Below are 24,297 nucleotides of genomic sequence, written 5' to 3' on the forward strand. Positions count from 1 at the left end.
GACGCACGCTACGACCGGCGATCCATGACAGTCCAAGAATTGTCATGCCTACAATCCCGAGGTGCGGATACCGAGGTACAAGGGCGTGGTGGACGCGTTCGCAGCGCGGATCCGGGGCGGGCAGTGGCCGGCTGGTACCCGGCTGCCCACGCACCGCCGGCTGGCCGCCGACGAGGGCATCGCCGTGGTGACCGCGTCCCGCGTGTACGCCGAACTGGAAGCGATGGGTCTCGTCAGCTGCGAGCAGGGACGCGGCACGTTCGTGCGTGATCTCGCCGCGGCGCCCGGTGAGGGCGTCGATCACCAGTCGGTGGCCGTCGACGCGATCGATCTGAGCTTCAACTACCCGTCGGTGCCAGGCCAGGCGGACCTGCTGCGCCACGCGTTGCGTGACCTCGCCACAACGGGCGACCTCGACGCGCTGTTGCGCTACCTGCCGCAGCGCGGACGTACCCATGACCGTGCTGCTGTCGCCCGCCACTTGGAACGGCGAGGTCTCGACGTCGGCCGGGAACGGGTGCTGATCGTCAACGGCTCCCAGCAAGGCCTGGCGGTGACGGCTATGGCGTTGTTCCGTCCCGGCGACGTCATCGCGGTCGACGCCGTCACCTACCCGGGCTTCACGATGCTCGCACGCTCACTCGGGCTCGAGTTGTCGCCGCTGCCGGTAACCGACACCGGCCCAGATCTCCGTGCCCTGGAACGGTTGTGCCGTCAACGTCCAGTGCGGGCGGTGTACGCGATGCCCACCATGCACAACCCATTGGGCTGGGTACTCGACGAATCACAACGCACACAACTGGTCTCGATCGCCCAGCGGCATGGACTGACGATCATAGAGGACGCCTCGTACGCCTATCTCGCCGAGGACGCTCCACCGCCGTTGGCGACGCTCGCACCGGAAACGACCGTCTACGTGTCAGGTTTGTCCAAGAGCATCGCGACCGGCCTGCGGATCGGCTTCGTCGTCGCACCGGTTTCGCTTGTGCCGGCGCTCGAACGCGCGATCCGGGTCACGACGTACCACACACCAGCCGTCACAGCGGCCATAGCCTGCCGTTGGCTCGACGATGGCACTGTGGACAGTCTCGAAACCCAGAAGCGTGATGACGCCCGCCGACGTCAGTCCATCGCCCGAGAGGTGTTGACTGGCCTGCCGTGTGTCGGGCACCCGTCGTCCTACTTCCTGTGGCTGCCTTTGGCACAGGAAGCACGGCCGGATCGGATCGCCGCGTCCCTTGCCCGGCAACGGATCGCGGTCGCCACCGCCGAACCGTTCGCGACGACACCCACCGCGCCGCGCGCTTTGCGGCTGGCGCTCGGCTCGGTGGGACTTGCCGAGCTGCGGACCGCGCTCGAGGCCGTCCGGCACGAGGTCGACCGCGACGCTTACCGCTGAAGCACCTGCGCCTGTCGATCGTCGCAAGGGTCGAAGTTCGTTGCTCCTGCTCGACGGACGTCTTCCAATTCTTCGTCAGGGGATTGCCAGGTCGCTACGCACGGGTCTGTTCATGATCTACCTTGGCCGAGGGCGCTCGATCCGATTCGGCACAGAAGGGGGCCATCGATGTCACAAGCCTTGCCGGTACCCGACGAGGTCGGCCGGCTCTATGACCGGTTCACTGTGCTGCGTGACGCGGCGTCCGGGGTGAACATGCATTTCGGGTACTGGGACCCGCCGGACAGCGGCGTTCCGCTCAGTGACGCCGCTGATCGGCTGACCGACCTCGTCACCGACCGCCTGCGGGCCGGGCAAGGCGATCACGTACTCGACGTCGGCTGCGGTGTCGGCGGGCCCGCTGCACGGATCGCGGCGCGTACCGGGGCACGGGTCACCGGTATCTCCAACAGCCACGAACAGATCAACCGCGCCAACGCTTTCGCCGAGTCCGTAGCCGGGGTCGAGTTCCGGCACGCCGATGCCACGCGGATGCCGTTCTCGCCGTGCTCCTTCGACGCGGCCGTTGCCGTGGAGTCGATCTTCCACATGCCTGACCGGGCCAGGGTGCTCGAGCAGATCTGCCAGTCGTTGCGTCCCGGCGGCAGGGTCGTTCTCACGGACTTCGTCGAACGAGCGCCGATCCCGGCGGGCAAACAGGCTGTCGTGGACCGATATCTGCACGAGTTCCGTCGGCGTTCTTGTTCACCGCATAACCAGCGCCGCACGCTGCCGGCGCGGCAGGGTGGCGAGTTCGGCCATCATGGCTTCGCGCTCGTCGTACTGCCCGGTCGGATCATCGGTCGGTGAGCCCAGCTCGTCCAGCACGCGCAAGGACGCGCCCACCTCGCGGGTGGACGCCCGGCGGCGCAGGGACAGGAACTCGTTGGTGACCATGCGTTTGACGTACGCGGCAGGTGAATCCACTGTGGTCGAGATGCGCGGCCACTGCTGTTGTGCCCGCAGTAACACCTCCTGGACGATGTCCTTGGCCAGGTGGGGGTCGTAGCAGAGCACCGTGGCGTAACGCAGCAGCGGATCCAGCCGTTCTGCCACGAAATCATCGAACGTCATGCACACCTCGGGTCTGCCGGCTGCTCAGGTCTGGTGTCACGCTCCTTGGACGTTTCGGCCGTGTGGATTTGTTGCGGTCGATTTCGGACGCACGACGACGCCCACGAGCACGGCGACCAGACCGGCGCCGAGAAGCACCCAGAGCAGCACCGGCAGGTTGCCGGTGAATGCCTCGTAGAACGCGCGTGTCAGCTCGGGCGACTGGCTGCGTGAGATCAGCTGGCTCCGGCTGATCCACTGGTAGACCAGCACGGCCAGACCGGAAACGGCAAGCCCGGCGCCGGCGGCGATCAGCGTCCGGCGACGCCGGGCGGACAGGGCGAGGCCGGCGACGATCAACGCGGCGGCCACGATCGGCAGGATCGCGCTCAGGTCCTGCACCAGGGCGAAAGACGGAATCGCCTGCCGGATCGCGGGCCGGGAGAACAGCGGAACGTACGCGTCGACGTGCGGCAACCGGTCCGCGAACGGCACATCGTCAGCCACCAGCCGTGCCTTGACCCGGTCGGAGACAACGCCGAGGTCGAGCACGACTGTGTCGTCGACGATCCGCAGGCTGCTCTGTTCCCCTCGCAGCATGGTGACCACTTCGGGCTGGACGGTCCGGTTCGCCGACACCCAGCCGGAACGGAAGTCGTCGCTGTCGACGAACTTCGTCACGCCCGAGTGCAGCGCCTGCTGGACCCTGTCGGGCAGGCGCAGGTCACCGGGCGTGAGTTTCGCGGCGATCGCGTCGGTGACCCGGTCGGCCAGCTCCTGGCGCACGGCCGGATCAGCGGCGATGGGCGTGACCGCCTGCACGTACCTGTCCTGGTCGGTTACCTGGTGGTCCAGCGTGCAGGCTGCCACCGCAGGCCCGGCCAGCAGGCATCCCAGCAGCGCGAGAACGGTCGCAATCCCCGTACGAGACACGTGACCAACAGTAGCCGGGTCAGATGAAGTGCTGGTGCAGGTCAGCGATCGGGGGCAGGTCGGCGACGAACCCGAACCGCCCGGCGCGCATCTGCTGCGCGGCTGCCATGAAGGACTTCAGGGCGATCCTGGACAGCGCCGCGCCGATGCTCACGCGGCGGACGCCGATCTCGGCGAGTTGCTCGACGGTGATGGCCGGATCGGCGAAGCCCATCACGACGTTCACGGGTTTGCCCACCGAGTCGACCACTGTGCGCATCTCGGCCAGGGTCCGCAGTCCGGGCGCGTAGAGCACGTCCGCGCCTGCCTCTTCGAAAGCCTGCAGGCGGCGGATGGTGTCGTCGAGGTCGTTCACGCCGTGCAGCAGGTTCTCCGCCCGTGCTGTCAGCAGGACAGGCACCGGGAGGGCGTGCGCTGTTTCCACGGCCGCGCGGACGCGGTCCACGGCCAGCTCGAAGTCGTAGATCGGGGCATCGGGGCGGCCGGTGTGGTCCTCGATGGACGCACCGACCACGCCCGCTCGCGCTGCCAGTTCGATCGCTTTCGCCGCCTCTGCCGGGTCGTCGGCGAAGCCGTTCTCCAGGTCCGCGTTCACCGGCAGGGGTGTCGCTTCGTCGATCTCGCGGCAGTTGTCCAGGATTTCCTGCTGGGTCGCGCCTGTCCGGCCCACCTTGTTGGCCACGCCGAGGCTCGTGGTCGCCAGTGCGTCGAAGCCCATGGCCGCCAGCAGGCGCGCCGTTCCCGCGTCCCACGGGTTCGGCAGCAGCAGGGGCGATGGTCCGTGGTGCAGTTCGCGGAAACGTGCGGCTTTCGTTGCCTGGTCGTTTGTCACGACTATCACTGTGCCCCCGACTATGCCATCAATCAAATGCATAGTTCTTTGCTCAATCCATCAGGAATACTGATCGCATGACGTTCGATGAGGTCGAGACCTTCGTCTGCATCGCCGAGGTGGGCGGGTTCACCGAGGCGTCACGGCGGCTGCACCGGTCCCAGCCCGCCGTCAGCCGTCGCATTCATGAGCTGGAGCGCAGCCTGGGTGCCGCGTTGTTCGAACGGGAAGGGCGCCGGGTGGCGCTGACTGACGCCGGGCGCGCCCTGCTGCCGTACGCCGAGGCCGCGTTGGCCGCCGTGCGCGACGGTGAGCGTGCTGTTCGCGACCGGGCCCCGCAGGCTCGTTCGTTGCGCCTGGCCATCGTCGGGACGCTGGCCGACTCGCACATCGTGGACGCGTTGCGTGAGTTCACCGCTCAGTCCGACGATGTCTCCGTCGACCTGCGGACCGCGACCAGCCGTGAGGTGAGCGCGCTCGTCCGCAACGGCGAGGCTGACCTCGGCCTGCGCTACAACACGGACGCGGACCCGAAGCTGGAGTCGATCCCGCTCGGCGACGAGAAGCTGTACGTCGTCGTGCCCGCGAACCACCGCGTCACGGCCGGACAGCTGCACGATCTGAGCGTGTTGCGGGATGACAAGTGGCTCGGTTTCCCCGCCGAACGGGGCCGCGGCAGCTCGTTCCGCGGCCTGCTCGAGCAGCAGCTGACCGCGGCGGGCCTGCCGAACCCGTCGATCACCACGGTCGACAGCCTGACCGCGCAGAAACGGCTGATCGAGGCCGGGCTCGGCGTCGCGCTGATGCCGGTCAACAACATCCGGGAAGAACTGCGGATCGGCAGTCTGCGCGTGATCGACGTCCCCAGTGTCGACGCACGTGTCCCCGTCGTCGCCGTCCGGCGCGTCGGCGGCTACCGCAGCCAGACAGCCAACGACTTCCTCGCGCTGCTCGCCGCGCACACCCCAGGCCTGCGCTAGCTCAAAATGCCCCGTTGGTAGGCAGCGGCGGCAGCCGCGGCACGGTCGGGCACCTCCAGCTTCGCGTAGATGTGCAGCAGGTGTGTAGTCACGGTCGCTTCGCTGATGTGCAGCGCGGCAGCGGTTTCCCGGTTGGTCCTGCCCTGCGCGACGAAGGCAGTACCTCACGTTCCCGCGCGCTCAGCTTCGCCGACAGCAAGGGCCGCTGTGGACGGACACGGCTGAGCAGAAGCGCTGCCACGGACGGGGAAAGGACACTCTCGTTGCGGGCCGCGGCCCGCACAGCGCGGAAAAGTTCCTCCCGTGGCGCGTCTTTGAGCAAGTACCCGATCGCTCCCGCCTCGATCGCGGGCAGCACGTCGGAATCCGTGTCGTGGGTGGTGAGCACCAGCACGCGTGCCGTGGGGACGCGTTCACACGCAGAAGACGGATCAGCGCGGCACCACTGGGTTCCGGCATCCGCAGGTCGGTCAGCACGACGTCCGGCAGGCCGGCGGCGACCACTGTCAACGCCTCCGCGCCACCGGCCGCTTCGCCGACGATCCCGAAGTCCGGCTGGGTGCCGAGCATCCCGCGCAGCCCGTCGCGCACCACCGGGTGGTCGTCGACGATCACCACCCGGATCACGCGTCCACCTCGATCAGAGGCACGGCGACGCTGACCGCGGCGCCGGGCGCGGACTCGACCTCGACGGTTCCCGACAGCAGCCGCACCCGCTGACGCGGCGCGGTGAGCCCGAACCCGCTCGCCTCGCCGGGATCGAAGCCGGTTCCGTCGTCACGCACGTCAAGCACAACGACATCCTCCATGTACGACAAGGTCACGTCGACCCGGCGGGCCCGGGCGTGCCTGCCGACGTTCGACAACGCCTCCTGCGCCGCGCGCAGGACCGTCACCTCGACCTCGGGGTGCATCGGCTGTGGCGTGCCGGTCACGGTGACAGTCACGGGCGTGGCGTACTGCGCTTGCCACGTCCGCACAGCATGTTCGACGGCTTCGCTCAGCCGGGCGTCCCGCAGGGGCCCCGGACGGAGGGCGTCGATGGATCGGCGGACTTCGACGAGACTGGTCCGCGCCAGCTGCCGTGCGGTGTCGATGTGGCCGCGGACAGGCTCGGCGGGCGCCAGTTCGGCCACGGTTTCCAGCTGGGTGACGATCCCCGCCAGTCCCTGCGCGACGGTGTCGTGGACCTCGCGGGCGATCCGCGCGCGTTCCTCGGCCATCCCGGACCGCGGCACATCGGCACATCGGCACATCGGCCGAACACGGTTGTCCACCGCGGCATCGCCCGCTTCAACCGATCGGTTGATGCGGGCACATTGATGTGCCTACTTACGGGAATTCCGTGCCCCGGAAACGATGGGGCCATCACACCGATCCGAAGGAGTACTGATGCTGGTCGTCACCGGGGCGTCCGGGAATCACGGCAGGCTCGCCATCCGGCACCTGCGGGACCGCGTGGACGCGGCCAGGATCGTCGCCGTCACCCGTGATCCGGCCGCCGTCGCAGACCTGGGGGTTGCCGTGCGGCAGGCGGATTTCGAGGACCGCGAGTCGGTAGTCCGCGCGTTCGACGGCGCCGAGCGGGTTCTGATCGTCAGCGTCAACAGCGTTCCCGCGCACATCAACGCGATCAAGGCCGCGATCAAGGCGGATGTGGGCAGCGTCGTTTACACGTCGATCCTCCGCGCCGGGGACCCCGGCAACCCGAACGGCCTGGTCCCCGATCACCGTGACACCGAACAGATCCTCGCAGCAGCCGGGATTCCGTTCACAGTGCTGCGGTACGGCATGTGGTCGGAGATGGTGCCGCTCATGCTGCCGCTGCGTGCAGCCCTCGAATCCGGTGTGCTGCGGACGAACGCCGGTGCGGAGTCGTACGTTTCCTACGTCACACGGTCGGACTGCGCCGCCGTCGGCGCGGTCGTCATGGCAGACGGCGGATACGAAGGCCAGTACTTGAACGTGACAGGACCAGAGCCGGTCAACCACCCCGGTATCGCCGAGGCACTGGCCGCGGCGACCGGCAAGTCCGTGCGGTACGAGCGGTGCGGCGACGACGAAGCACGGCAGTCGCTGATTTCCCGTCTGCCACCGGAGGTTCTGGCTGTGCCGCACGCGGTCGAAGCGGGACTGCGAGTGACACAGCACATGCGGGACGGATGGTTCGACCTGACCACCCGGACGGTCGAGCGCCTCACCGGCCGCCCCGCCACGACCCTCACCGAGTTCCTCGCCGCCGATCGGTCACTGCTGGGCGAATCCGTCTGACACCTTGGTCACGGCCGCGTGGTAGTCAGCCCACCACGTTTCGCCGACCGGTGGCATGAAGTCGTTGTCCTGGTTGAGGCCCACGGTGCCGTCGACGAGTTCGCGGACGATGTCGGCGTGGCCGGCGTGCCGGTGGGCCTCCGCGACCACGTGGACCAGCACGCGGTGCAGGGTGGTTTTGTTGCCCGGCCACCATTCCACGTGGCCGACGGTGTCCAGCGGGAGATCCTCGATCGTCTTGTCGGCGTGCGCCCACGCGCGCCGGTACAGGCCGGCGATGTCCGACCGCGACTCGTCGGCCGTCGCGAACATGTCCGTGTTGGGTTCCGCGTCCTGCCGAAGCCACGGCACGTGTTGGGCGAAGGGACGGCCGAACACGAGGCCGAAGTACAGCAGTTCCACCCCGGCCAGGTGTTTGACCAGGCCGAGCAGGTTCGTGCCGGTCGGTGTCAGCGGGCGGCGGATGTCGTGTTCGGACAGGCCGTCGAGCTTCCACAGCATGGTCTGGCGGGCATCCCGCAGGTAGTGGTGCAGATCCGTCTTCATCCCCGTGCCTCCTGGTGTCGGTTCGACCAGTAGGACGACGGGTGTGCGGCACAATCGTCGGTCGTGAGCGATGTTTTTCTCGAGAAGGCCCAGCGGGGTGACGGGGAGGCGTTCACGCGCCTGATCGAGCCGTTGCGGCGGGAGTTGCACGTGCATTGCTACCGCATCCTCGGCTCCACCCATGACGCGGACGACGCACTGCAGGACACCTTCATCAAGGCGTGGCGCAAGCTCGACTCGTTTCAAGGCCGCAGTTCACTGCGCACGTGGCTCTACACCGTGGCCACACGCACCTGCCTGGACCTCGCCCAGACCCGGGGTCGACGGGCCATGCCGATCGACCTCGGGCCGTCGAGCGAGCACGCCGTGCTCGACCAGGGCGCGGTGGACATCGCGTGGCTAGAGCCGTACCCGGACCAGCGGTACGAGCAGCGTGAGGGCGTCGAGTTGGCGTTCGTGGCCGCGTTGCAGCACCTGCCGGGCAACCAGCGCGCGGCTTTGGTGCTGTTCGAGGTGCTCGGGTTCTCCGCGGCCGAGATCGCCGGCATCATGGCCACGTCGACCACCTCGGTGAACTCGGCGCTCGCACGTGCCCGCAAGGTCATCGCCGACAAGGCGCCGTCGCGCAACCAGTCGCGAGCCGCAGACGACGCCAAGGTCAAGCAGCTCGTCGCGGGATACTCGGCGGCGCTCGAACGCGGCGACGCCGAGGCGCTGGTCGCGTTGCTCACCGAGGACGTCACGTGGGCCATGCCGCCGCTCGCGGCCTGGTACAGCGGCGTCGACGCGGTGCTGGACCACGCCACCAAGGTGCCGTTCACGTGCGGGACCTGGACGCACGTGCCGACCAGCGCGAACGGGCAGCCCGCGGTGGCCGGCTACCTCGAAGGCGAGGCGTGGTCGATCACCGTGCTGACGTTGCGCGGCGACCGGATCTCGGCGATCACGTCGTTCATCGGACCCGAGCACTTCCGGCAGTTCGGCCTGCCCGCGTCACTGCCTTGATCAAACGGCTGTACGAGTCGAGCATCTGGTCACGGTCGAACGTGCTCATGGTGATCAGCAGTTCGTCGGGCCGGGTGCGTTCGGTCAGTTCGTCCAGCTCGGCGAGGACGTCGTCCGCCGTGCCGTGGATCTGGCCGCGCAGGCCGCGGTCGAGACGGTCGCGTTCGCTCCGGCTCATGTCCAGCGCGAGCACTTCGCCCGCCGGGAGCAACGGCGGGAACACGCCGTGCGAGCGTGAATAGACCATCGACCACGCTTCCGGCAGCAACAACCGCCGGGCCTGCTCGGTCGTGTCCGCCACGGCGACGTTCACCGCCACGATCACGTACGGGCCGCGGGCCCGTTCCCGGTACCGGGCGACGGCCGGTTCGATCTTCGGGCCGCCGACCACCACCGGCAGGCCGAGGTCGGCCGCGATGTCCGCGCCCGAGCCCGTGGCCAGGATGAACGCCGGTACCCGCAGTCCTTCGGCGGGGATCGCGTGCACGCCGTCGAGGCCGGTGGTGAAGTAACCGAGCAGCTGACGCACCTGGTCGGCGAAGTCGTCCGCGGCGTCCTTGGCACGGCCGAGCGCGCGCCGGACACCGTCGGTGAACCCGACCGACCGCCCCAGACCCATGTCGATCCGGCCCGGGTACAGCGACTCCAGCACGCCGAACTGCTCGGCGACCACGAGCGGCTGGTGGTTGGGCAGCATCACGCCGCCGGTGCCGACCCGGATCGTGGACGTGGCCGCCGCGATCGCCGCGGCCAGCACGGTCGGCGCCGATCCCGCGACGCCGGGCACGCTGTGGTGCTCCGACACCCAGAACCGGTGGTAGCCCAGCGCCTCGGCTTGTTGGGCGAACCGGACCGTGTCCCGCAGTGCCTGGGCGTCGCTCTTGCCCGCGCGATTGCTCGAACGGTCGAGAATGGACAACTTGGTCGGTGTCACACCAAGGTCAACGCCCTGAGGGCACGGGGATTCCCCGGCGTTCCCACGCCATGGTGAACCTCCGGCAGGCGCTGCCCGTACTTCCTAAGGGTGGACGACCTCGGAGGGCAGGACATGACCACGGACAGTGTGCCGAAGTGGCGCCGGATCACGGCCAAGGTGCTCACGGTGCTGGCGTTCGTGCTTGTCCTGTTCGCGTTGGTCGCGCCCAATGAGCTGAGCAAGCTGACGCCGTGGGCGGTGCTGCGGATTCCGCTCGAAGGCCTCATCGGTGTCGCGCTGGTGCTCGTCCTGCCGCCGAAGCCGCGACGGATCGTGGCGGCCGTGCTCGGTGCGCTGCTCGGGTTGCTGCTGATCTGGAAGCTCTTCGACATGGGCTTCCACACGACGTTGGCCCGGCCGTTCGACCCCGTGTTCGACTGGAGTTTCCTCGGGCCGGGCTTCGATTTCCTCGCCGGGGCGATCGGGCAGGGTGGCGCGGTGGCCGCCGCGGTCGGCGTCGCTGTGCTGGCTGTTGCCATGGTCGTGCTGACGGCGTTGTCGGCTGTTCGGCTGTCGCGGGTTGTGGCCGCTCGGCCCACAGCGTCGACGCGTGCACTCGCGGTGCTGGGGATCGTGTGGGTTGCCGCAGCCGCTTTCGGACAGCCCGTCGCGAGCCACAGCGCGTCTGCTTTGGCGTACGACCACGCACGTCAGATCGGCACGAGCCTTCAGGACGCTGAGGCGTACCAGGCGGAGGCCTCGGTCGACGCGTTCCGGGACACGCCGGGTGCCGAGCTGCTGACCGGATTGCGGGGCAAGGACGTGATCTTCGCGTTCGTCGAGAGCTACGGGCAGGTCGCGATCCAGGACCCGGTGATCTCGCCGGGCGTCGACGCCGTGCTCGACGCGGGCACGAGCAAGCTGCGGGCCGCCGGGTTCGAGACACGCAGCGCGTTCATCACCTCGTCGACCGCGGGCGGCGGCAGCTGGCTGGCGCATTCCACGCTGCAGTCCGGGCTGTTGATCAACAACCAGAAGCGGTACGACACCTTCGTGTCCAGCGACCGGTTCACCCTCAGCCACGCCTTCAAGCGCGCGGGCTGGAAGACCGTCGGTGTCGTGCCGCAGAACATGAAGGAATGGCCGGAAGGCAAGGTCTACGGCTACGACTCGTACTACGACGCCCACAACGCCGGGTACAAGGGCAAGAACTTCTTCTACGCCCAGATGCCCGACCAGTACACGCTGTCGGCGTTCCAGCGCAACGAACTGGCCGCGCAGGACCGCAAGCCGGTGATGGCCGAGATCGACCTGGTCTCCAGCCACACGCCGTTCGTGCCGTTGCCGAAGATGATCGAATGGGACGCGGTCGGCGACGGTTCGGTGTACACGCCACAGGCGGAGAACGGCACCAAGCCCGAAGCGGTGTGGAACGACGCGGGTAGAACACGCGCCGCGTATGGCGAGGCCATCCAGTACTCGCTGAACGCACTGATCTCGTACGTGCAGACCTACGGCGACGACAACCTCGTGCTGGTGTTCCTCGGCGACCACCAGCCGCAGCCAGTGGTGGCGGGTGACGGCGCGACCCGCAACGTGCCGGTGACGATCGTGGCGAAGGACCCGGCTGTGCTGGACCGCACCGCGGCCTGGGACTGGCACGACGGTCTCAACCCTGGGCGGGGGGCACCTGTGTGGCCGATGCAGGCGTTCCGCGACCGGTTCCTGACCGCGTTCGGCCCGCACTCGCCCACGCGGTGACTTGACCTCAACCGAGGTTCACGTTCGACGCTGACGGCATGAAGATCGGTATCGGGCTCCCCGGCCAGAAGATCATCGCGGCCGCGCGGCGGGCGGAGGCACTCGGTTTCGACTCGGTCAGCGCCGCGGACGTACTCACAGGCGACGGCTCACCGGCGATGGACAGCATCGTGGTCCACTCCGCCGTCGCCGCCGTGACCGAGCGGGTGACGCTCGACTTCGGGGTGGTGTCCGTCCCGACGCGACCTGTGGTGATGCTGGCCGCACAGATCCAGACCCTGCAACACCTGTCGGGCAACAGGGTCCGGCTCGGAGTGGGCATCGGCGGTTTCCCCGGCTCACCGTTCTGGCGAGCCGTGGGCGCGCCGGTGAGCAGCCGGGGGCGGTTGCTGGACGACGCGCTGGAAGTGCTGCCCCAGTTGATCGCCGGTGAGCCCACCCGAGGCGTCACGCTGGCACCTGGCGCGGCCGTGCCGCCGTTGCTCATCGGCAGTGGCGAAGCGGGGCTACGGCGGACAGCGAAGTACGCCGACTACTGGCTGCCATCACAGGTGACGCCCGCGCAGGTCACCGCAGCGAAGGCACGGTTGCACGAGTACGCCGCCGAGTACGGCAGGCCCACTCCGAAGATCCATCTTGGCGTGCACGTCGTGCTGAACGACGAGCCCGCCAGGCAGGAGATGAACGCCCGGATGGGCGCGTTCCTCGGGACAACCCCGGAGCAAACCGCTGAGGTCACGATCGGCGGGAGCCCACGGAGGGCCGCTGACCGCGTGGCCGCCTATGTCGAGGCAGGCGTGGACGAGTTCACTGTCGTCCTGGACGGCGCCGACTTCGACCAGCAGCTCGAGCTGGTCGCCGAGGCCCGGTCGCTGCTCTGAGCCGTCCCGGTACGGTGCTGGCGTGGGTGATCAGCGGGTTGTGGAGATCTACACCGACGGCGCGTGCAGCGGGAATCCCGGGCCGGGCGGGTGGGGTGCTCTGCTGCGGTACGGGCGGCACGAGCGGGAGCTCTACGGCGGGGAGTCGTCGCCCACGACCAACAACCGGATGGAGTTGATGGCGCCGATCAAGGCGCTGGAGACCCTGTCCCGTCCGTCGGTCGTGCAGCTCTACACGGACAGTTCCTACGTGCGCAACGGGATCACGCAGTGGTTGCCGCGCTGGAAGGCCAACGGCTGGCAGACGTCGGCCAAGCAGCCCGTCAAGAACGCCGACCTGTGGCAGCGGCTGGAAGCCGCCGCCACTCCACACGAGGTCGAGTGGCACTGGGTCAAGGGCCACGCGGGCCACCCGGACAACGAACGCGCCGACCAGCTGGCCGTGCGCGGTTGCCAGGAGGCCAAGGGCTAGTGGTGCGCTGCCTTTCGTGGGCCGAGGAACAGCCCGCCGTTGACCTCGATCACCTCGCCGGTGATCCAGCGCGCGTCTCCTGAGGCGACCAGGGACACCGCGTCGGCGATGTCCTCGGGCTCGCCGACGCGGCCGAGCGCGACCATGCCGACGACCTGCTGTTCGGCCGCCGGGTTGTCCCGCAGCCAGTCGTTCATGTCGCTGCGGGTGATCCCAGGCGAGATCGTGTTGACGGTGATCTGCCTGTCCCCCAGCGTGTTCGCCAGTGCGCGGCCGAGTACGTTCAGCGCTCCCTTCGTCATCGCGTACGCCAGTTCGGGGATGGCGAACCAGGTCACGCCGGAGGAGACGTTGATGATCCGGCTGCCGTCGGGCATGAGCGGCAGCGCCCGCTGGATGATGAAGAACGGCGATTTCACGTTGACCGCGAAGACCTGGTCGAAGTCGTCCGGTGTGGTGTCGGCGAACAGCGGGCTGAACACGGCCGCGTTGTTCACCACGATGTCCAGTGGCGCGGCGATCGATTCGAACAGCTTGTCCACGCCGTCCGGTTTGCCGAGGTCGGCGCGGACAGCGTGTGCCTGCCCGCCTGCTGCGGTGATCGCGGCGACGGTTTCGGCGGCTTTGGCTTCGTTGCTCCCGTAGTGGACGACCACGCTCGCGCCGTCGGCGGCCAGGCGCTGCGCTATTGCCCTGCCCAGCCCTCGTGACGCACCGGTCACGAGCGCGGTCCTACCCCTCAGTCCAGTCACTTCGCACTCCCCGGGGTGAATGTTAGGGAACGTTCCCTAACGTTTCTGCGGTAAGCTAGCGCGACGCCGACCGTCCAGGCAAGGGGGAACTCATGCGCCGCTCCGCGGCCGAGATGAGGGAGCACATCCTCGTCATCGCGCACGAGCTGTTCTACTGGCACGGCATCCGCGCGGTCGGCATCGACAAGGTGGCCGCCGAGGCAGGCGTCGCCCCCACCACCCTGTACCGGATCTTCGCCAACAAGGACGACTTGGTCGCCGCCTACGTCGAACGCACGAACGACCGCGCCGTCGTCAGGTTCAACGCCGCGGCGGACCAGGCGGGCCCGGACCCGAGAACCCAGATCCTGGCCATGTTCGACGCGTTGATCGAGCACATGAACCCGGCCGGGTTCCGCGGCTGCGCCTGCATGATGACGCTCGCCGAGTTCCCCGACCCCGAAGTGCCCGCGCACCAGAAAGCGATCGCGGCCAAGACCTGGGTCCGTGAACGGCTGCACAGCCTGACCGCCCGGATCGACGGCGTGCGGGACGCGCCCGCGCTGGCCGACCAACTGGTGCTCATCTGGGAAGGGGCCAACGCGTCCGCGCAGGCGCTGGGCCTCAACGGCCCGGCCGGACAGGCCCGTCAGCTCGCCGTGGCGGTCATCGACGGAGCTGTCCGCACTTCCTGATCAATTGCGGACAGGAAGTGGCCGCTACGGATCATAGGCTGGGGTCACCCCACAACGAAGGAGTGCCCCGATGGACTTCAAGCTCGAACTCGTGGCCGTCCCCGTGTCCGACGTGGACCGTGCGAAGGCGTTCTACGAGCAGGTCGGCTTCAACGCCGACCACGACCACGTGGTCGACGAGGACATCCGGTTCGTGCAGCTGACCCCGCCGGGTTCGGCGTGCTCGATCGCGATCGGCAAGGGGCTCTCCGACGCCGAGCCCGGCTCGGTCAAGGGCCTGCAGGTCGTGGTCACCGACATCGAGGCCGCGCACAAGGCCCTGACCGAGCGCGGCATCGAGGTCAGCGAGATCGCGGACCTGCCGTGGGGGTCGTTCGTGTACTTCGCCGACCCCGACGGCAACAGCTGGGCGGTGCAGCAGGGCCAGCCGCGCTCACACGCGTAGCGCGGCCCGCCATGCCGCGGACGTGCCCAGGCCCGTTGGCAGCAGCGCCGACGGGTTCTGGCCGTGCCGCAACTCGGCTTCCTTGTACCGGTCGACTTTCCGGTGCCAGTCCAGGATTCCGGACATCCAGTCCTTGAGCCCGTCGGCGTACCCGGTCAGCATCGTCCGCGCCTCCTCGTCGAGCCCGTATTCCTCGAACAGCACGGGGAAGTCGTTGGCGAGGATGTGCTCGAACTGCTCCATGCGGGCGTTCATCAACGCGGCGGTGATGTCACGGGCCTGCCACCGGTCGACACCGAGGAACTGCTCGATCACCAGCACGATGTTGTGCAGCTCGCCCTCGAACTCGATCTCCTTCTGGTAGGAGAACAGGTCGTTGGTGAAAGCGCCGTAGTCCATCGCCGCTGTCTCCAGCTCGCGCACCACGCGCGTCTGGTAGATCTCCGGCGGGATCACGTTCCAGTGCGCGAGCCGCGCCAGCCCGACGGTCAGGTCCGAGCCGAACGTCCTGCGCCGCATCTCCACGTAGTCGACGGGATCGGGCACACGGTTCTCCGCCTGGTTGAACAGCTCCCACAGCCAGCTGTCCAACATGGACGAGACGGCGCCGCGGAACTCCGCCCGCGCGGGAACCGGCATGCTCGCCGCGGTCCGCGGCCACAGGTCGGCCAGGCCGCGTTCGATCGCGTCGGCCGGCTCGGGCACCGCGCCCATGTCCAGCGGCATGAACTGCTTCAACCGGTCGACGGATGCCTTGGCGCCCAGCAGATTGCGGGACGCTCCGTACAACGCCGGGAAGTGGTCGTCGGCGTACGTGCCCCACGTGAGCCACGCGGACGAGATCTTGAGCTGCTCCAGGTCCGAGTCCGGGTGGATCCGGGCCGCGCAGTACGCCAGGTCGGCGGCCCACAACCGGCGCTCGTCCCACACGCTGCCATCGTCAAGGACACCCGTGCGGCGGCTCCAGTCGACGACGTACTGCGCCGCTTCCCGCTCGTGCGGGCTCACCTTGACCGGGTACGGCATGTGCAACTCGGGCAGCGGCAGGTGCCCCACTGGCCGCAACGGCTTGTGGGAGAGCTGTTTGGCGCGGACCCGCAGGCCGAGCCTGCCCGGGGTGATCCCCGCTGTGCCCAGCCCGTTGGGTCCACCGAGGACAGTCGGCGTCCCGGTGACCGCGCCTTCGTTCATGTAGCGGCTGGACCGGGCGTGCCACTCGTGCCCACCGGCCTGCCAGTCCTGCAAACCCTTGATGTACCCGCCGAAACGGGTCTGCTCGCCGGGCGAGGCCTGCTCGGTCAGCAGCACCGCGGGCAGCTCGGTCAACGCGGTGTTCTCGAACTGCTGCACGCGGGAGGTCAGCAGGTCGTTGACCATCTCGGCGGCGTCCTGCGTGCCGATGCCGAAGAACTTCTCGAACACCAGCACCGCGTTGGAGTTCTCGCCTTCCTCCCGCACTTCACGCTGGTAGGAGAACAAGTCGTTGCGCAGGTGCACCGCGTCGGAGAAGGCGTCGGTCAGCACCTCGTACTGCCGGGTGCGCGCGAAGCGGTCCGGCACCTCGGCGGCGGACGCGTACTCGACCAGGTTGGCCGACCAGGGCGCGCCACCGACCCGGCGGCGCATCTGGATGTACTCGATCGGGTTGGCGATCCGGCCGATGTTGATGTTGTTGAGCTCCCACATCGACTCGATCATCAGGTTGTGGGTGCTGGTGATGAACCGTTCCCGCCAGCCGGCCGACATCGCGGGCACGGTCCGCGCCCACAGGTCCGCCAGCCCGGCCTCCGCCGGGTTGGACGGCTGCGGTGGGGTCTGGCCTTCCCTGGTCATGAACCGTTCGAGCTGGTCGAGGTACGCACGAGCCCCGGACAGGTCACGCGAGTACTTGAACTGCTCGAGGAAGTGGTCGTCGAAGAAGAACACCCAGACGTACCAGTCGGTAATCAGGTCGAGCGTCGGGCCGTCACAGTCCGGATGCGTGTACGCGCACATCAGGCCGTAGTCCATCCGGGCCAGCGCGTCCTCGTCCCACACCACGCCGCCGTCCGGTTTCGGCGCGTCGAGCATGCCCATGTCCTTCGCCCAGGTCATGGTGTGGGCTCTCGTGGCCTCCAGATGCGGGTTCAACCTGGCCGGGTACGGCATGTAGAAATCGGGCAACGTGAATGCCTGCATGAACGAGCCCACTCCCGTCTCGAGCCGACTGACGCCAAGACAGACAGTGGCACCAAGTGGCCGCACGGGGATACGGCCACCCGGGCGGATGTGCCCCCACGAACGGCTGATTCACCCGAAGAACGCAGTGGGCTCCCCCTGATACCAGGCGTTGTCGATGCCGATCCGGCGCGCCACCCAGCGGGAGCCTTCTTTCACCAACTCCACGTCGTAGAAGTTCTTCAGCAACGCGAACGTGCTGTGGTCACCTGAGCGCAGGTGCTGCGCCTCCACGATGGCGGTCAGCCGCGCGGTGTCGCCGTCGATCTCCACGCGCGGGTTGGTCACGACGTGGGTGGTGTCCACGTCCGACAGCACGGTGAAGATCGTGTCCACGATGGTGTCGCGGCCGGTCATCGGCGGGCTCACCCCGCCCCACTTCGCCGCGGCGGGCTGGAAGTCCACTGTGGCGTCCTCGGCGAAGGCGGACGCGAACAGCTCGCGGTCACGCAGGTCCTGCCCACGACCGAACCGGTAGAGCACGTCGACGATCTCGATCCAATCCATGTCCCCACCCTCGCCGCGCCGTCGGCGTGGAACAACGAGCGATCGGGCAACGTTCGTGTAGCCAGGCTCAACGATGGGGGCAGGGATGGAACGCCACGAGGTCGAGGCGCTGCTGGCGCTGGCGGAGGAGCTGCACTTCGGCCGGACCGCGCGCAGGCTGCACGTGACCACCGGCCGCGTCAGCCAGACGATCAGGCACCTCGAACGCCGCGTCGGCGTCCCGCTGTTCGAGCGCACCAGCAGGCACGTCGCGCTCACGCCCGTCGGCAAGCAACTGGTCGACGACGTGCGCCCGGCGTACGAGCAGCTGCGGGCCGGTCTGGCGAGGGCGATCGAGGCGGGACGAGGCCACGACGGTGAGCTGACTGCCGGCTTTGTCGGCGCGGCGGCTGCCGGGATGGTCGTCGGCGCGGAGCAGCGTTTCCGGGCGGCGTTCCCGGGCTGTTCGGTGCGCCTGAAGGAAATGCACCTCGGTGATGCACCGCAACGCCTGCGTGACGGCGAGATCGACGTCATGCTCGGCTGTTTGCCCCTCGACGGCCGCGATCTGGTGACCGGCCCGGTCCTGCTGGCCGAACAGTGGCTGCTCGCCGCGCCCGCGGGCCACCGCCTGGCCCGGCGGTCCGGTGTGCACCTCGCCGATCTGGCCGGGCAGGTGTTCCTCCAGGCGCCGTGCGGGCTCAGTTTCGAAGGCACGGCGCGGGGACCGGGCGCCGAGACCTTCCAGGAAATCCTGACACTCGTCAGCGCGGGCAAGGGGATCTTCGCGGTCGGCGCGCACACGGCACGGTTTCACGACCGCCCGGACATCGCCTACGTGCCGATTCTCGACGCGCCGGTGCTGGAGTGGGGACCGGTGTGGCGCGCAACCAACGAGAACGCCCGGGTACGCGGCTTCGTCGACGCGCTTACCGGTGTGCCACGACGTTGACGATCTGACCGTCGGGATCGCGCACGAAGAACCGGCGCACACCCCAGGGCTCGTCACGGATCGCGTAGACGATCTCGGCGCCGTCCGCCCGCATCGCGGCGTGCGCGGCTTCCACGTCGTCCACTTCGATCGACATGACCGGGTGCATGCCGGACGGATCCGCTTCGATCAACATCACCTGCGCGCCGGGGGTCGTGGGGGACGCCATCGCGACGACCCACCCGTGGTCCATCACTTCCTCGAACCCGAGCCGGCCGTAGAACCGCTTCGCTGCCCCGAGGTCCGCACACCGCACGTCGGGGACCACTCGATTGATCGCCATGCCGCGGACCCTAGCGACTGAGGCCCAGTGTGCTCTTGGAAGGAAGGAGGCCCGACTGGACGGCGGCCATGGTGACGGGCATCACCAGCTCGGCCAGCCTGCCGGGGTTGATGGCCTGCCACGGCGCCGCCGCCAGCTCGTCGGTCATGCGCTCGACCGCTTCCCGGCCCTCCTTGCCGCGGGCGGTGGCCTGGCCGTCGCCGTCCAGCCAGCCGCGCTCTCGCAGCCTGGCCCCGGCGGCGGCCCACTGCCCGGTGTTCCAGCCCCGGCTGGCGAAGACCTCGGCTGGTGCGGCGCCGACGGCGGCGAAGGACACCAGCGATTCGCAGGGATCCAGCCCGGCGGCCTGCAGTGCCACGATGTGCCCGTCGCCGCGGTGTTCGCGGATGATCGTGCTCGCGTGCCACAGAGCCAGGTGTGGCTCCTCGGGCCACGGCAGTCCGGCGTTGGCGGCAGCCAGTGGGCGGCCCGCGGTGTTCGCGGCCAGCGCGACCTGCGTGGCCAGGTCCGCCGCCTCGATCAGGTCGAGGTCGCCGGCCAGTCCGCGCAACGCCCGGTCCACGCCGCGCAGCCGTGCTTCGATCACCTGCGCCGGCGACGCGATGTCCCACGCGGCTGGGACGTGCCGGGCGACCATGCCGGGGTTGAAGCTGTAGAAGGTGGCCGTGACGAGTTCGGCGCCGGCGGGCCCCAGTGGCGCGGCTCGCAAGGGGAAGTAACCCGGCCACCGGGTGTCCACGTCGAAGCCGAGCTTGGCGAACTCCCCGGTCACCTCGGGTGCGTAGTAGACGAGCGCGTGGACGGGTTCGAGCATCTGCCACATCTGCCGCATGGAGTCCTCCCAGAATCTTGTCACTGACAAGATATGGAGCACGACGATATCTTGTCAACGACAAGATTGACGGTAGGGTGCTCGCATGGCCTATCACCACGGCGACCTGCGCCGGGCAGTCCTCGACGCCGCGCTCGAAGTGATCGCGGCCGACGGGCCGAGCGCGATCAGCCTGCGTGACCTCGCCCGCCGGGCGGGCGTGTCGCACGCCGCACCAGCACACCACTTCAAGGACAAGGCCGGGCTGCTGACGGCGATCGCGATCGAGGGTAACGAGCTGCTCGCCGAATCGCTAGCAGAGGCGATCGCCGAGGACCGCACCAGACTGATCGACCTCGGCGTGCGGTATGTGCGGTTCGCGATGCGACACCCCGGGCACTTCGCGGTGATGTACCGCCCGGACCTCTACCACCGCCACGCGCCCGAACTGATCACCGCACGCGAACGCACCGGCAAGCTGTTGCGGGGCACGGTCCAATTGCTGACCGGTGACCAAAGCGCCCGGCTCACGCAACTGGCCGCGTGGTCGGCCGCGCACGGCTTCGCCACGCTGGCGCTGGCGGGCAACCTCGACAAGACCATCGGCGAACAGGACCCGGCGGAGCTGTTCCGCGCGCTCGCGGGCGTGATGTTCGTCGACCATGGCACGATCGAGTCATGACCGACCTCGAGCAGTACCGGGCGGGGCTGACGGGCTACTGCTACCGCATGCTGGGCGCGAGCCTGGAAGCCGAGGACGCCGTGCAGGAAACGTTCCTTCGCGCGTGGCGCAAAGACGGCCAGCGTCAGGGATCGCTGAAGTCGTGGCTGTACGCGATCGCCACCAACATCTGCATCGACATGCTCCGCAGCGCACAGCGCCGCGCCGTCGCGATGGACATCGCCGAACCGTCGGCGGCGGGCACGCCGTTCGCGCAACCGTTGCCGGACAACACCTGGACGCAGCCGATTCCGGACGCCCGCGTCCTGGACCCGGCGAATGTGGTCGCGCAACGGGAAACCATCCGGATGGCGTTCATCGCGGCGTTGCAGCACCTGCCGCCCAAACAACGCGCGGTGCTGATCCTGCGTGAAGTCCTGGCGTGGAAGGCCGACGAGGTCGCCGAACTGCTGGACACCAGCGTCGCGTCGGTGAACAGCGCACTGCAACGAGCCCGCGCGACCCTGGCCACCCGGCCGAGTCCGAAACCGCTGGACGACGACCAGCAGAGCACCGTCGAGCGCTACATGCGGGCGTTCACGAGCTATGACCTGGACACCCTGATCACGTTGCTGCACGAGGACGCCACGTCGTCCATGCCGCCGTTCACCTGGTGGATGCGCGGTCGTGACGAGATCATGGCCGCGCTGCGCGGCGCGGGCCCGGAGGCCGTCTGCAAGATCTCGAAGTTCGTGCCCGCCGGTTTCGCCAACGGCGCACCCGTGTACGGCCAGTACCTGGAGGGCAGGCCGTTCGCGCTGCAGGTCTACGAGGTCTCAGGTGGACTCGTCACGCACACGACGACATATCTGCAGGCCGGGCACCTGTTCCCACTGTTCGGGCTGCGCGGCGATGAGTTCACGGGTGCTGCTTCGTCCTAGGTCGTGTACGGCAAACACAGGAGGGGAATCGTGGCCGAATACGTGACGATCAACAACGTTCGCTCGTGGTACGACACCGAAGGCGAGGGCGAACCGCTCGTGCTGCTGCACGGCGGTTTCTCCGACTCGCGGGACTTCGACGGCAACTTGCGGACACTTTCGGCGAAGTTCAAGGTCCACCTGCTGGACAGGCGCGGTCACGGCCACACGCCCGACGTCGACGGCCCGGTCAGCCTGGACATGCTCGTCGACGACGTGGCCGCGTTCGTCGAGGAGGTGGTCGGCGGGCCCGCCCACGTCGCCGGGTACAGCTCCGGCGCCTTCTTCGCGCTGGCGTTCGCGTTGCGGCGACCGGACCTCGTGCGCAAGCTCGTGCTGGTGAGCACCGCGTACAACAAGGACGGCTGGATGTTCCTGCCCGAGCCGGGCGCGCAGATGCCACCGGAACTGGTCGACCGCTACGCGGAGGTCTCCCCCGACGGCCGCGACCATTTCCCTGTGGTGTTCGACAAGTTCGCCGCGATGGAGCTGGACGCGGCGGTGGATCCTCGTGCTGTCACCAGCCCGACGCTGATCCTCGTCGCCGACGACGACATGATCCACTTGCGGCACGTCGTCGACATGTACGAGGCGATCCCGGACTCCCAGCTGGGCATCGTCCCCGCGGCCTCGCACCTGGTGCTCTTCGAACGGCCGGACCTGGTGACCCGGTTGGTCAGCGACTTCCTGACCACCGAGCCCGCGCCGCTCATGCCCGTTCGACGTGCGGGAGGCATTCTCGCTCAGCAACAGCAGTAGCCGCACGGGCGAACGCCGCGACGGCCCGTGAGGACGACCGTTCCGGCCATCCGACCAGGATTGCCGAGATCGGACCGTCCACAACGGGCACAGCGACGAGGTCCTCGCGCAGCCCGATCCGTGCGGACGAAGGAAGCACAGCGACCACCTGGCCGACAGCTACGAGTTGCATGAGTTGAGCCGCGTCGCGCACCAGCGGTCCGTCGCCCGGCATCCCGCGCCAGCGCGGCATCGGTTCGCCGTCCAGATCGGCCATCCAGAGCCGTTCCCGGCCGGCGAGCCGGTGCCGGGCGGGCAGGATCGCGACCGCGCTTTCCGTGCGTAGCTGCTCGGTGTCGAAGCCCGAGACGTCGTCGTACGGCAGGTGCAGGATCGCCACGTCGGCGCGCCCGTCGCGCAGAGCAAGCGATTGCTCGCCGATGCCGCAGACGAACAGCTCCACTGGCAGCGCGTCGGGTTCGCTCGTGTAGACGTCGAGGATGTCCTGGAGCATGCCGCCGTCCCCGCCGGCTTTCATCGCCAGGACCAGTCGCGGTCGCGTGACACGGCGCGTCCGGCGGCTCGCCGCGGCGACGGCGTCCAGCGCTTTGCGGGCTTCGTGCACCAGCACCGAACCGGCGTCGGTCAACTGGACCTTGCGACTGGTGCGTTCGAACAGCGTCACCCCGAGGCGTTGTTCGAGCTGCCGGATCGCACGGGACAGCGGCGGCTGGGCGATGCGCAGCCGCTCGGCGGCGCGGCCGAAGTGCAGTTCGTCGGCGACTGTCACGAAGTACAGGAGCTCGCGCGTCTCCAGCCAATCCATACCGTCAGGGTATCGTTCCCGGCGGATCAGGTCATGGTGTCGCGGCCGGGCAGGTGCTGAGCTGGAGACATGACCGAAACGAAGATCGCGTTGGTGACCGGGGCCAACAAGGGAATCGGCTACGAGATCGCCGCGCAGCTCGCCGCACTGGGGATGACCGTGGTCATCGGCGCGCGGGACGCACACCGGCGCGAGCAGGCAGCCAAGGAGCTGAACGCCGAATCGGTGGCACTGGACGTGACCGAGCCGGAGACCGCGCGGCAGGCCGCCGCGTGGATCGACGAGCGGTTCGGCAAGCTGGACGTGCTGGTCAACAACGCGGGCATCACCGGCGGCTGGGGCCAGGAGCCGAGCAAGGTGCCCCTCGACGTGATGCGGAGGGTGTTCGACACCAACGTCTTCGGTGTCATCACGGTCACCAACGCCGTGCTGCCCTTGCTGTCGCGCTCAGCCGGTGCCCGGATCGTCAACGTCTCCAGCGGTGTCGGGTCGCTGACCGAGATGACCGGACAGTACGCCGCGATGCCCGCGGGTGCGGCGTATCCCGTGTCGAAGACCGCCCTGAACGCGTTGACTGTCCAGTACGCCAAGGAACTGCGCGAATCCGGAATCCTCGTCAACGCCACGGACCCCGGCTACTGCGACACGGACCTCACCGAACACAAGGGTTTCCGGACACCCGCCCAGGGCGCGGCGATCTCCGTGCGGCTGGCCACGATCGGTGACGACGGCCCGACAGGGAGGTTCTTCAACGACGAGGGCGAAGTGGCTTGGTAGGGCTAACCTGAGTGGTGTGAAGAGGATCGATCTGGGGAAGTGCCGTACCTCGATGCGATCGAGGACATGCGTGGCTGGGTCGAGCAACGCCAGGGCGGCCTGATCGAGGACCGCCTGGTGATGCTCACCCATCCGCCGACGATCACGTACGGCGCGCGCACCCCGCCCGCCGAACTGCCCAGCCATGGGGACGTCCCGGTGATCCCGGTGGACCGCGGCGGGCAGGCCACCTACCACGGTCCCGGCCAGCTGGTCGGCTACCTGGTCATCGACCTGCACCAGCGCGGGCCCGGCGACATCGTCCGGTGGCTGGAGAACGGCCTGATCACCGCGCTGGACTCGCTGGGGTTCACGCTGGTCCGCCGCGACACCCCGCCGGGCGGGCAGAGCCTGGTCGGGGTGTGGACGCCGGACCACCGCAAGCTCGGGTCCATCGGGATGCGCATCCGCCGTGGCGTGACCAGTCACGGGTTCTCGCTGAACATCGACCCGGATCTGTCGGTGTACCAGTCGTTCGTCGCGTGCGGCCTGCCGACGTGCCGATGACGTCGCTGGCGGAGCTGACCGG

Annotated in this window: 27 protein-coding genes and 2 pseudogenes; 16 read left to right on the top strand and 13 right to left on the bottom strand. The window is 68.5% G+C overall.

The window, feature by feature from the left end:
* Nucleotides 1–61 precede the first annotated feature (61 nt).
* Together AOZ06_RS40840 and AOZ06_RS55275 are read left to right on the top strand one after the other, a co-directional pair.
* A complete protein-coding gene (locus AOZ06_RS40840) occupies nt 62–1,399 on the top strand; it encodes an aminotransferase-like domain-containing protein (protein ID WP_157233519.1) in 1,338 nt (445 codons plus the stop codon).
* 255 nt (nt 1,400–1,654) lie between these two features.
* Nucleotides 1,655–2,248, top strand: coding sequence for an SAM-dependent methyltransferase (locus tag AOZ06_RS55275; RefSeq protein WP_225953782.1), 594 nt, complete (start codon nt 1,655–1,657; stop codon nt 2,246–2,248).
* On the opposite strand, the pseudogene AOZ06_RS40850 reads toward AOZ06_RS55275, so the two are convergent.
* The 3 genes and pseudogenes from AOZ06_RS40850 to AOZ06_RS40860 all read right to left on the bottom strand — a co-directional run.
* Nucleotides 2,147–2,512: pseudogene (locus AOZ06_RS40850) on the bottom strand (RNA polymerase sigma factor); the annotation flags it as partial. The gene AOZ06_RS55275 and the pseudogene AOZ06_RS40850 overlap by 102 nt on opposite strands.
* Nucleotides 2,513–2,548: 36 nt before the next feature.
* Nucleotides 2,549–3,424, bottom strand: coding sequence for a hypothetical protein (locus AOZ06_RS40855; protein WP_157233520.1), 876 nt, complete (start codon nt 3,422–3,424; stop codon nt 2,549–2,551).
* Between the two features lie 19 nt (nt 3,425–3,443).
* Nucleotides 3,444–4,256, bottom strand: coding sequence for an isocitrate lyase/PEP mutase family protein (locus tag AOZ06_RS40860; protein WP_054294267.1), 813 nt, complete (start codon nt 4,254–4,256; stop codon nt 3,444–3,446).
* Between the two features lie 77 nt (nt 4,257–4,333).
* Between AOZ06_RS40860 and AOZ06_RS40865 the strand changes: the two genes are divergently transcribed.
* A complete protein-coding gene (locus tag AOZ06_RS40865; protein WP_054294268.1) occupies nt 4,334–5,236 on the top strand; it encodes a LysR family transcriptional regulator in 903 nt (300 codons plus the stop codon).
* Here the strand turns inward: AOZ06_RS40865 and AOZ06_RS40870 are convergent.
* Nucleotides 5,233–5,863: pseudogene (locus AOZ06_RS40870) on the bottom strand (response regulator). The gene AOZ06_RS40865 and the pseudogene AOZ06_RS40870 sit on opposite strands and share 4 nt — an antisense overlap.
* A complete protein-coding gene (locus tag AOZ06_RS40875; protein WP_054294269.1) occupies nt 5,860–6,474 on the bottom strand; it encodes a sensor histidine kinase in 615 nt (204 codons plus the stop codon). The pseudogene AOZ06_RS40870 and the gene AOZ06_RS40875 overlap by 4 nt, the downstream one beginning before the upstream one ends.
* Before the next feature lie 154 nt (nt 6,475–6,628).
* Between AOZ06_RS40875 and AOZ06_RS40880 the strand changes: the two genes are divergently transcribed.
* On the top strand, nt 6,629–7,507 hold the full coding sequence (locus tag AOZ06_RS40880; RefSeq protein ID WP_054294270.1) for an NAD(P)H-binding protein: 879 nt from the start codon (nt 6,629–6,631) through the stop codon (nt 7,505–7,507).
* Here AOZ06_RS40880 and AOZ06_RS40885 read toward each other — a convergent pair.
* A complete protein-coding gene (locus AOZ06_RS40885) occupies nt 7,484–8,053 on the bottom strand; it encodes a DinB family protein (RefSeq protein ID WP_054294271.1) in 570 nt (189 codons plus the stop codon). The genes AOZ06_RS40880 and AOZ06_RS40885 overlap by 24 nt on opposite strands.
* 63 nt (nt 8,054–8,116) lie before the next feature.
* Between AOZ06_RS40885 and AOZ06_RS40890 the strand changes: the two genes are divergently transcribed.
* Nucleotides 8,117–9,058, top strand: a complete 942-nt coding sequence (locus AOZ06_RS40890) for a sigma-70 family RNA polymerase sigma factor (protein ID WP_054294272.1) — start codon at nt 8,117–8,119, stop codon at nt 9,056–9,058.
* On the opposite strand, the gene AOZ06_RS40895 is transcribed toward AOZ06_RS40890, so the two are convergent.
* On the bottom strand, nt 9,006–9,992 hold the full coding sequence (locus AOZ06_RS40895; protein ID WP_054294273.1) for an MsnO8 family LLM class oxidoreductase: 987 nt from the start codon (nt 9,990–9,992) through the stop codon (nt 9,006–9,008). The genes AOZ06_RS40890 and AOZ06_RS40895 overlap by 53 nt on opposite strands.
* A gap of 114 nt (nt 9,993–10,106) precedes the next feature.
* Here AOZ06_RS40895 and AOZ06_RS40900 point away from each other — a divergent pair, with 114 nt between their 5' ends.
* From AOZ06_RS40900 to rnhA, 3 genes are read left to right on the top strand one after another with little or no spacing between them, the layout of a single operon-like run.
* Nucleotides 10,107–11,735 (top strand): sulfatase-like hydrolase/transferase, encoded by a 1,629-nt coding sequence (locus AOZ06_RS40900; RefSeq protein WP_054297293.1) that lies wholly within the window; start codon nt 10,107–10,109, stop codon nt 11,733–11,735.
* Between the two features lie 38 nt (nt 11,736–11,773).
* Nucleotides 11,774–12,616 carry an LLM class flavin-dependent oxidoreductase gene (locus AOZ06_RS40905; protein ID WP_054294274.1) on the top strand — a complete coding sequence of 281 codons (843 nt, stop codon included), beginning with the start codon at nt 11,774–11,776 and terminating at the stop codon, nt 12,614–12,616.
* A gap of 22 nt (nt 12,617–12,638) precedes the next feature.
* Entirely contained in the window at nt 12,639–13,088 is a 450-nt protein-coding gene (gene rnhA, locus AOZ06_RS40910; protein ID WP_054294275.1) for a ribonuclease HI, read from the top strand.
* On the opposite strand, the gene AOZ06_RS40915 is transcribed toward rnhA, so the two are convergent.
* The gene (locus AOZ06_RS40915) at nt 13,085–13,840 is read right to left on the bottom strand and encodes an SDR family NAD(P)-dependent oxidoreductase (protein ID WP_054294276.1); all 756 of its coding nucleotides are present in this window, start codon (nt 13,838–13,840) and stop codon (nt 13,085–13,087) included. The two genes, rnhA and AOZ06_RS40915, sit on opposite strands and share 4 nt — an antisense overlap.
* 92 nt (nt 13,841–13,932) lie before the next feature.
* On the opposite strand from AOZ06_RS40915, the gene AOZ06_RS40920 reads away from it, so the two are divergent.
* Both AOZ06_RS40920 and AOZ06_RS40925 read left to right on the top strand, forming a co-directional pair.
* Nucleotides 13,933–14,514 carry a TetR/AcrR family transcriptional regulator gene (locus AOZ06_RS40920; RefSeq protein WP_054294277.1) on the top strand — a complete coding sequence of 194 codons (582 nt, stop codon included), beginning with the start codon at nt 13,933–13,935 and terminating at the stop codon, nt 14,512–14,514.
* Nucleotides 14,515–14,584: 70 nt separating this feature from the next.
* Nucleotides 14,585–14,959 (top strand): glyoxalase superfamily protein, encoded by a 375-nt coding sequence (locus AOZ06_RS40925; protein WP_054294278.1) that lies wholly within the window; start codon nt 14,585–14,587, stop codon nt 14,957–14,959.
* On the opposite strand, the gene AOZ06_RS40930 is transcribed toward AOZ06_RS40925, so the two are convergent.
* Nucleotides 14,948–17,137: a terpene synthase family protein gene (locus AOZ06_RS40930; protein WP_054297294.1), complete on the bottom strand. Its 2,190-nt coding sequence runs from the start codon at nt 17,135–17,137 to the stop codon at nt 14,948–14,950. The two genes, AOZ06_RS40925 and AOZ06_RS40930, sit on opposite strands and share 12 nt — an antisense overlap.
* A gap of 111 nt (nt 17,138–17,248) precedes the next feature.
* On the bottom strand, nt 17,249–17,683 hold the full coding sequence (locus tag AOZ06_RS40935; RefSeq protein ID WP_054294279.1) for a nuclear transport factor 2 family protein: 435 nt from the start codon (nt 17,681–17,683) through the stop codon (nt 17,249–17,251).
* Nucleotides 17,684–17,768: 85 nt separating this feature from the next.
* On the opposite strand from AOZ06_RS40935, the gene AOZ06_RS40940 reads away from it, so the two are divergent.
* The gene (locus AOZ06_RS40940; RefSeq protein ID WP_054294280.1) at nt 17,769–18,614 is read left to right on the top strand and encodes a LysR family transcriptional regulator; all 846 of its coding nucleotides are present in this window, start codon (nt 17,769–17,771) and stop codon (nt 18,612–18,614) included.
* Here the strand turns inward: AOZ06_RS40940 and AOZ06_RS40945 are convergent.
* Both AOZ06_RS40945 and AOZ06_RS40950 read right to left on the bottom strand, forming a co-directional pair.
* Nucleotides 18,592–18,936 (bottom strand): VOC family protein, encoded by a 345-nt coding sequence (locus AOZ06_RS40945; protein WP_054294281.1) that lies wholly within the window; start codon nt 18,934–18,936, stop codon nt 18,592–18,594. The two genes, AOZ06_RS40940 and AOZ06_RS40945, sit on opposite strands and share 23 nt — an antisense overlap.
* A 10-nt stretch (nt 18,937–18,946) precedes the next feature.
* Nucleotides 18,947–19,792 carry an SCO6745 family protein gene (locus tag AOZ06_RS40950; protein WP_236951901.1) on the bottom strand — a complete coding sequence of 282 codons (846 nt, stop codon included), beginning with the start codon at nt 19,790–19,792 and terminating at the stop codon, nt 18,947–18,949.
* 61 nt (nt 19,793–19,853) lie between these two features.
* On the opposite strand from AOZ06_RS40950, the gene AOZ06_RS40955 reads away from it, so the two are divergent.
* From AOZ06_RS40955 to AOZ06_RS40965, 3 genes are read left to right on the top strand one after another with little or no spacing between them, the layout of a single operon-like run.
* Nucleotides 19,854–20,429, top strand: a complete 576-nt coding sequence (locus tag AOZ06_RS40955) for a TetR/AcrR family transcriptional regulator (RefSeq protein WP_054294283.1) — start codon at nt 19,854–19,856, stop codon at nt 20,427–20,429.
* Nucleotides 20,426–21,349, top strand: coding sequence for a sigma-70 family RNA polymerase sigma factor (locus AOZ06_RS40960; protein WP_054294284.1), 924 nt, complete (start codon nt 20,426–20,428; stop codon nt 21,347–21,349). Before AOZ06_RS40955 ends, AOZ06_RS40960 begins: the two co-directional genes overlap by 4 nt.
* A 30-nt stretch (nt 21,350–21,379) precedes the next feature.
* On the top strand, nt 21,380–22,147 hold the full coding sequence (locus tag AOZ06_RS40965) for an alpha/beta fold hydrolase (RefSeq protein ID WP_054294285.1): 768 nt from the start codon (nt 21,380–21,382) through the stop codon (nt 22,145–22,147).
* Here AOZ06_RS40965 and AOZ06_RS40970 read toward each other — a convergent pair.
* On the bottom strand, nt 22,098–22,952 hold the full coding sequence (locus tag AOZ06_RS40970) for a LysR family transcriptional regulator (RefSeq protein ID WP_218921865.1): 855 nt from the start codon (nt 22,950–22,952) through the stop codon (nt 22,098–22,100). The genes AOZ06_RS40965 and AOZ06_RS40970 overlap by 50 nt on opposite strands.
* Nucleotides 22,953–23,021: 69 nt before the next feature.
* On the opposite strand from AOZ06_RS40970, the gene AOZ06_RS40975 reads away from it, so the two are divergent.
* Both AOZ06_RS40975 and lipB read left to right on the top strand, forming a co-directional pair.
* On the top strand, nt 23,022–23,729 hold the full coding sequence (locus AOZ06_RS40975; RefSeq protein ID WP_054294286.1) for an SDR family oxidoreductase: 708 nt from the start codon (nt 23,022–23,024) through the stop codon (nt 23,727–23,729).
* Between the two features lie 39 nt (nt 23,730–23,768).
* On the top strand, nt 23,769–24,275 hold the full coding sequence (gene lipB, locus AOZ06_RS40980; RefSeq protein ID WP_218921866.1) for a lipoyl(octanoyl) transferase LipB: 507 nt from the start codon (nt 23,769–23,771) through the stop codon (nt 24,273–24,275).
* Nucleotides 24,276–24,297: the final 22 nt, after the last annotated feature.

This window comes from Kibdelosporangium phytohabitans (assembly GCF_001302585.1).
GTDB lineage: Bacteria > Actinomycetota > Actinomycetes > Mycobacteriales > Pseudonocardiaceae > Kibdelosporangium > Kibdelosporangium phytohabitans.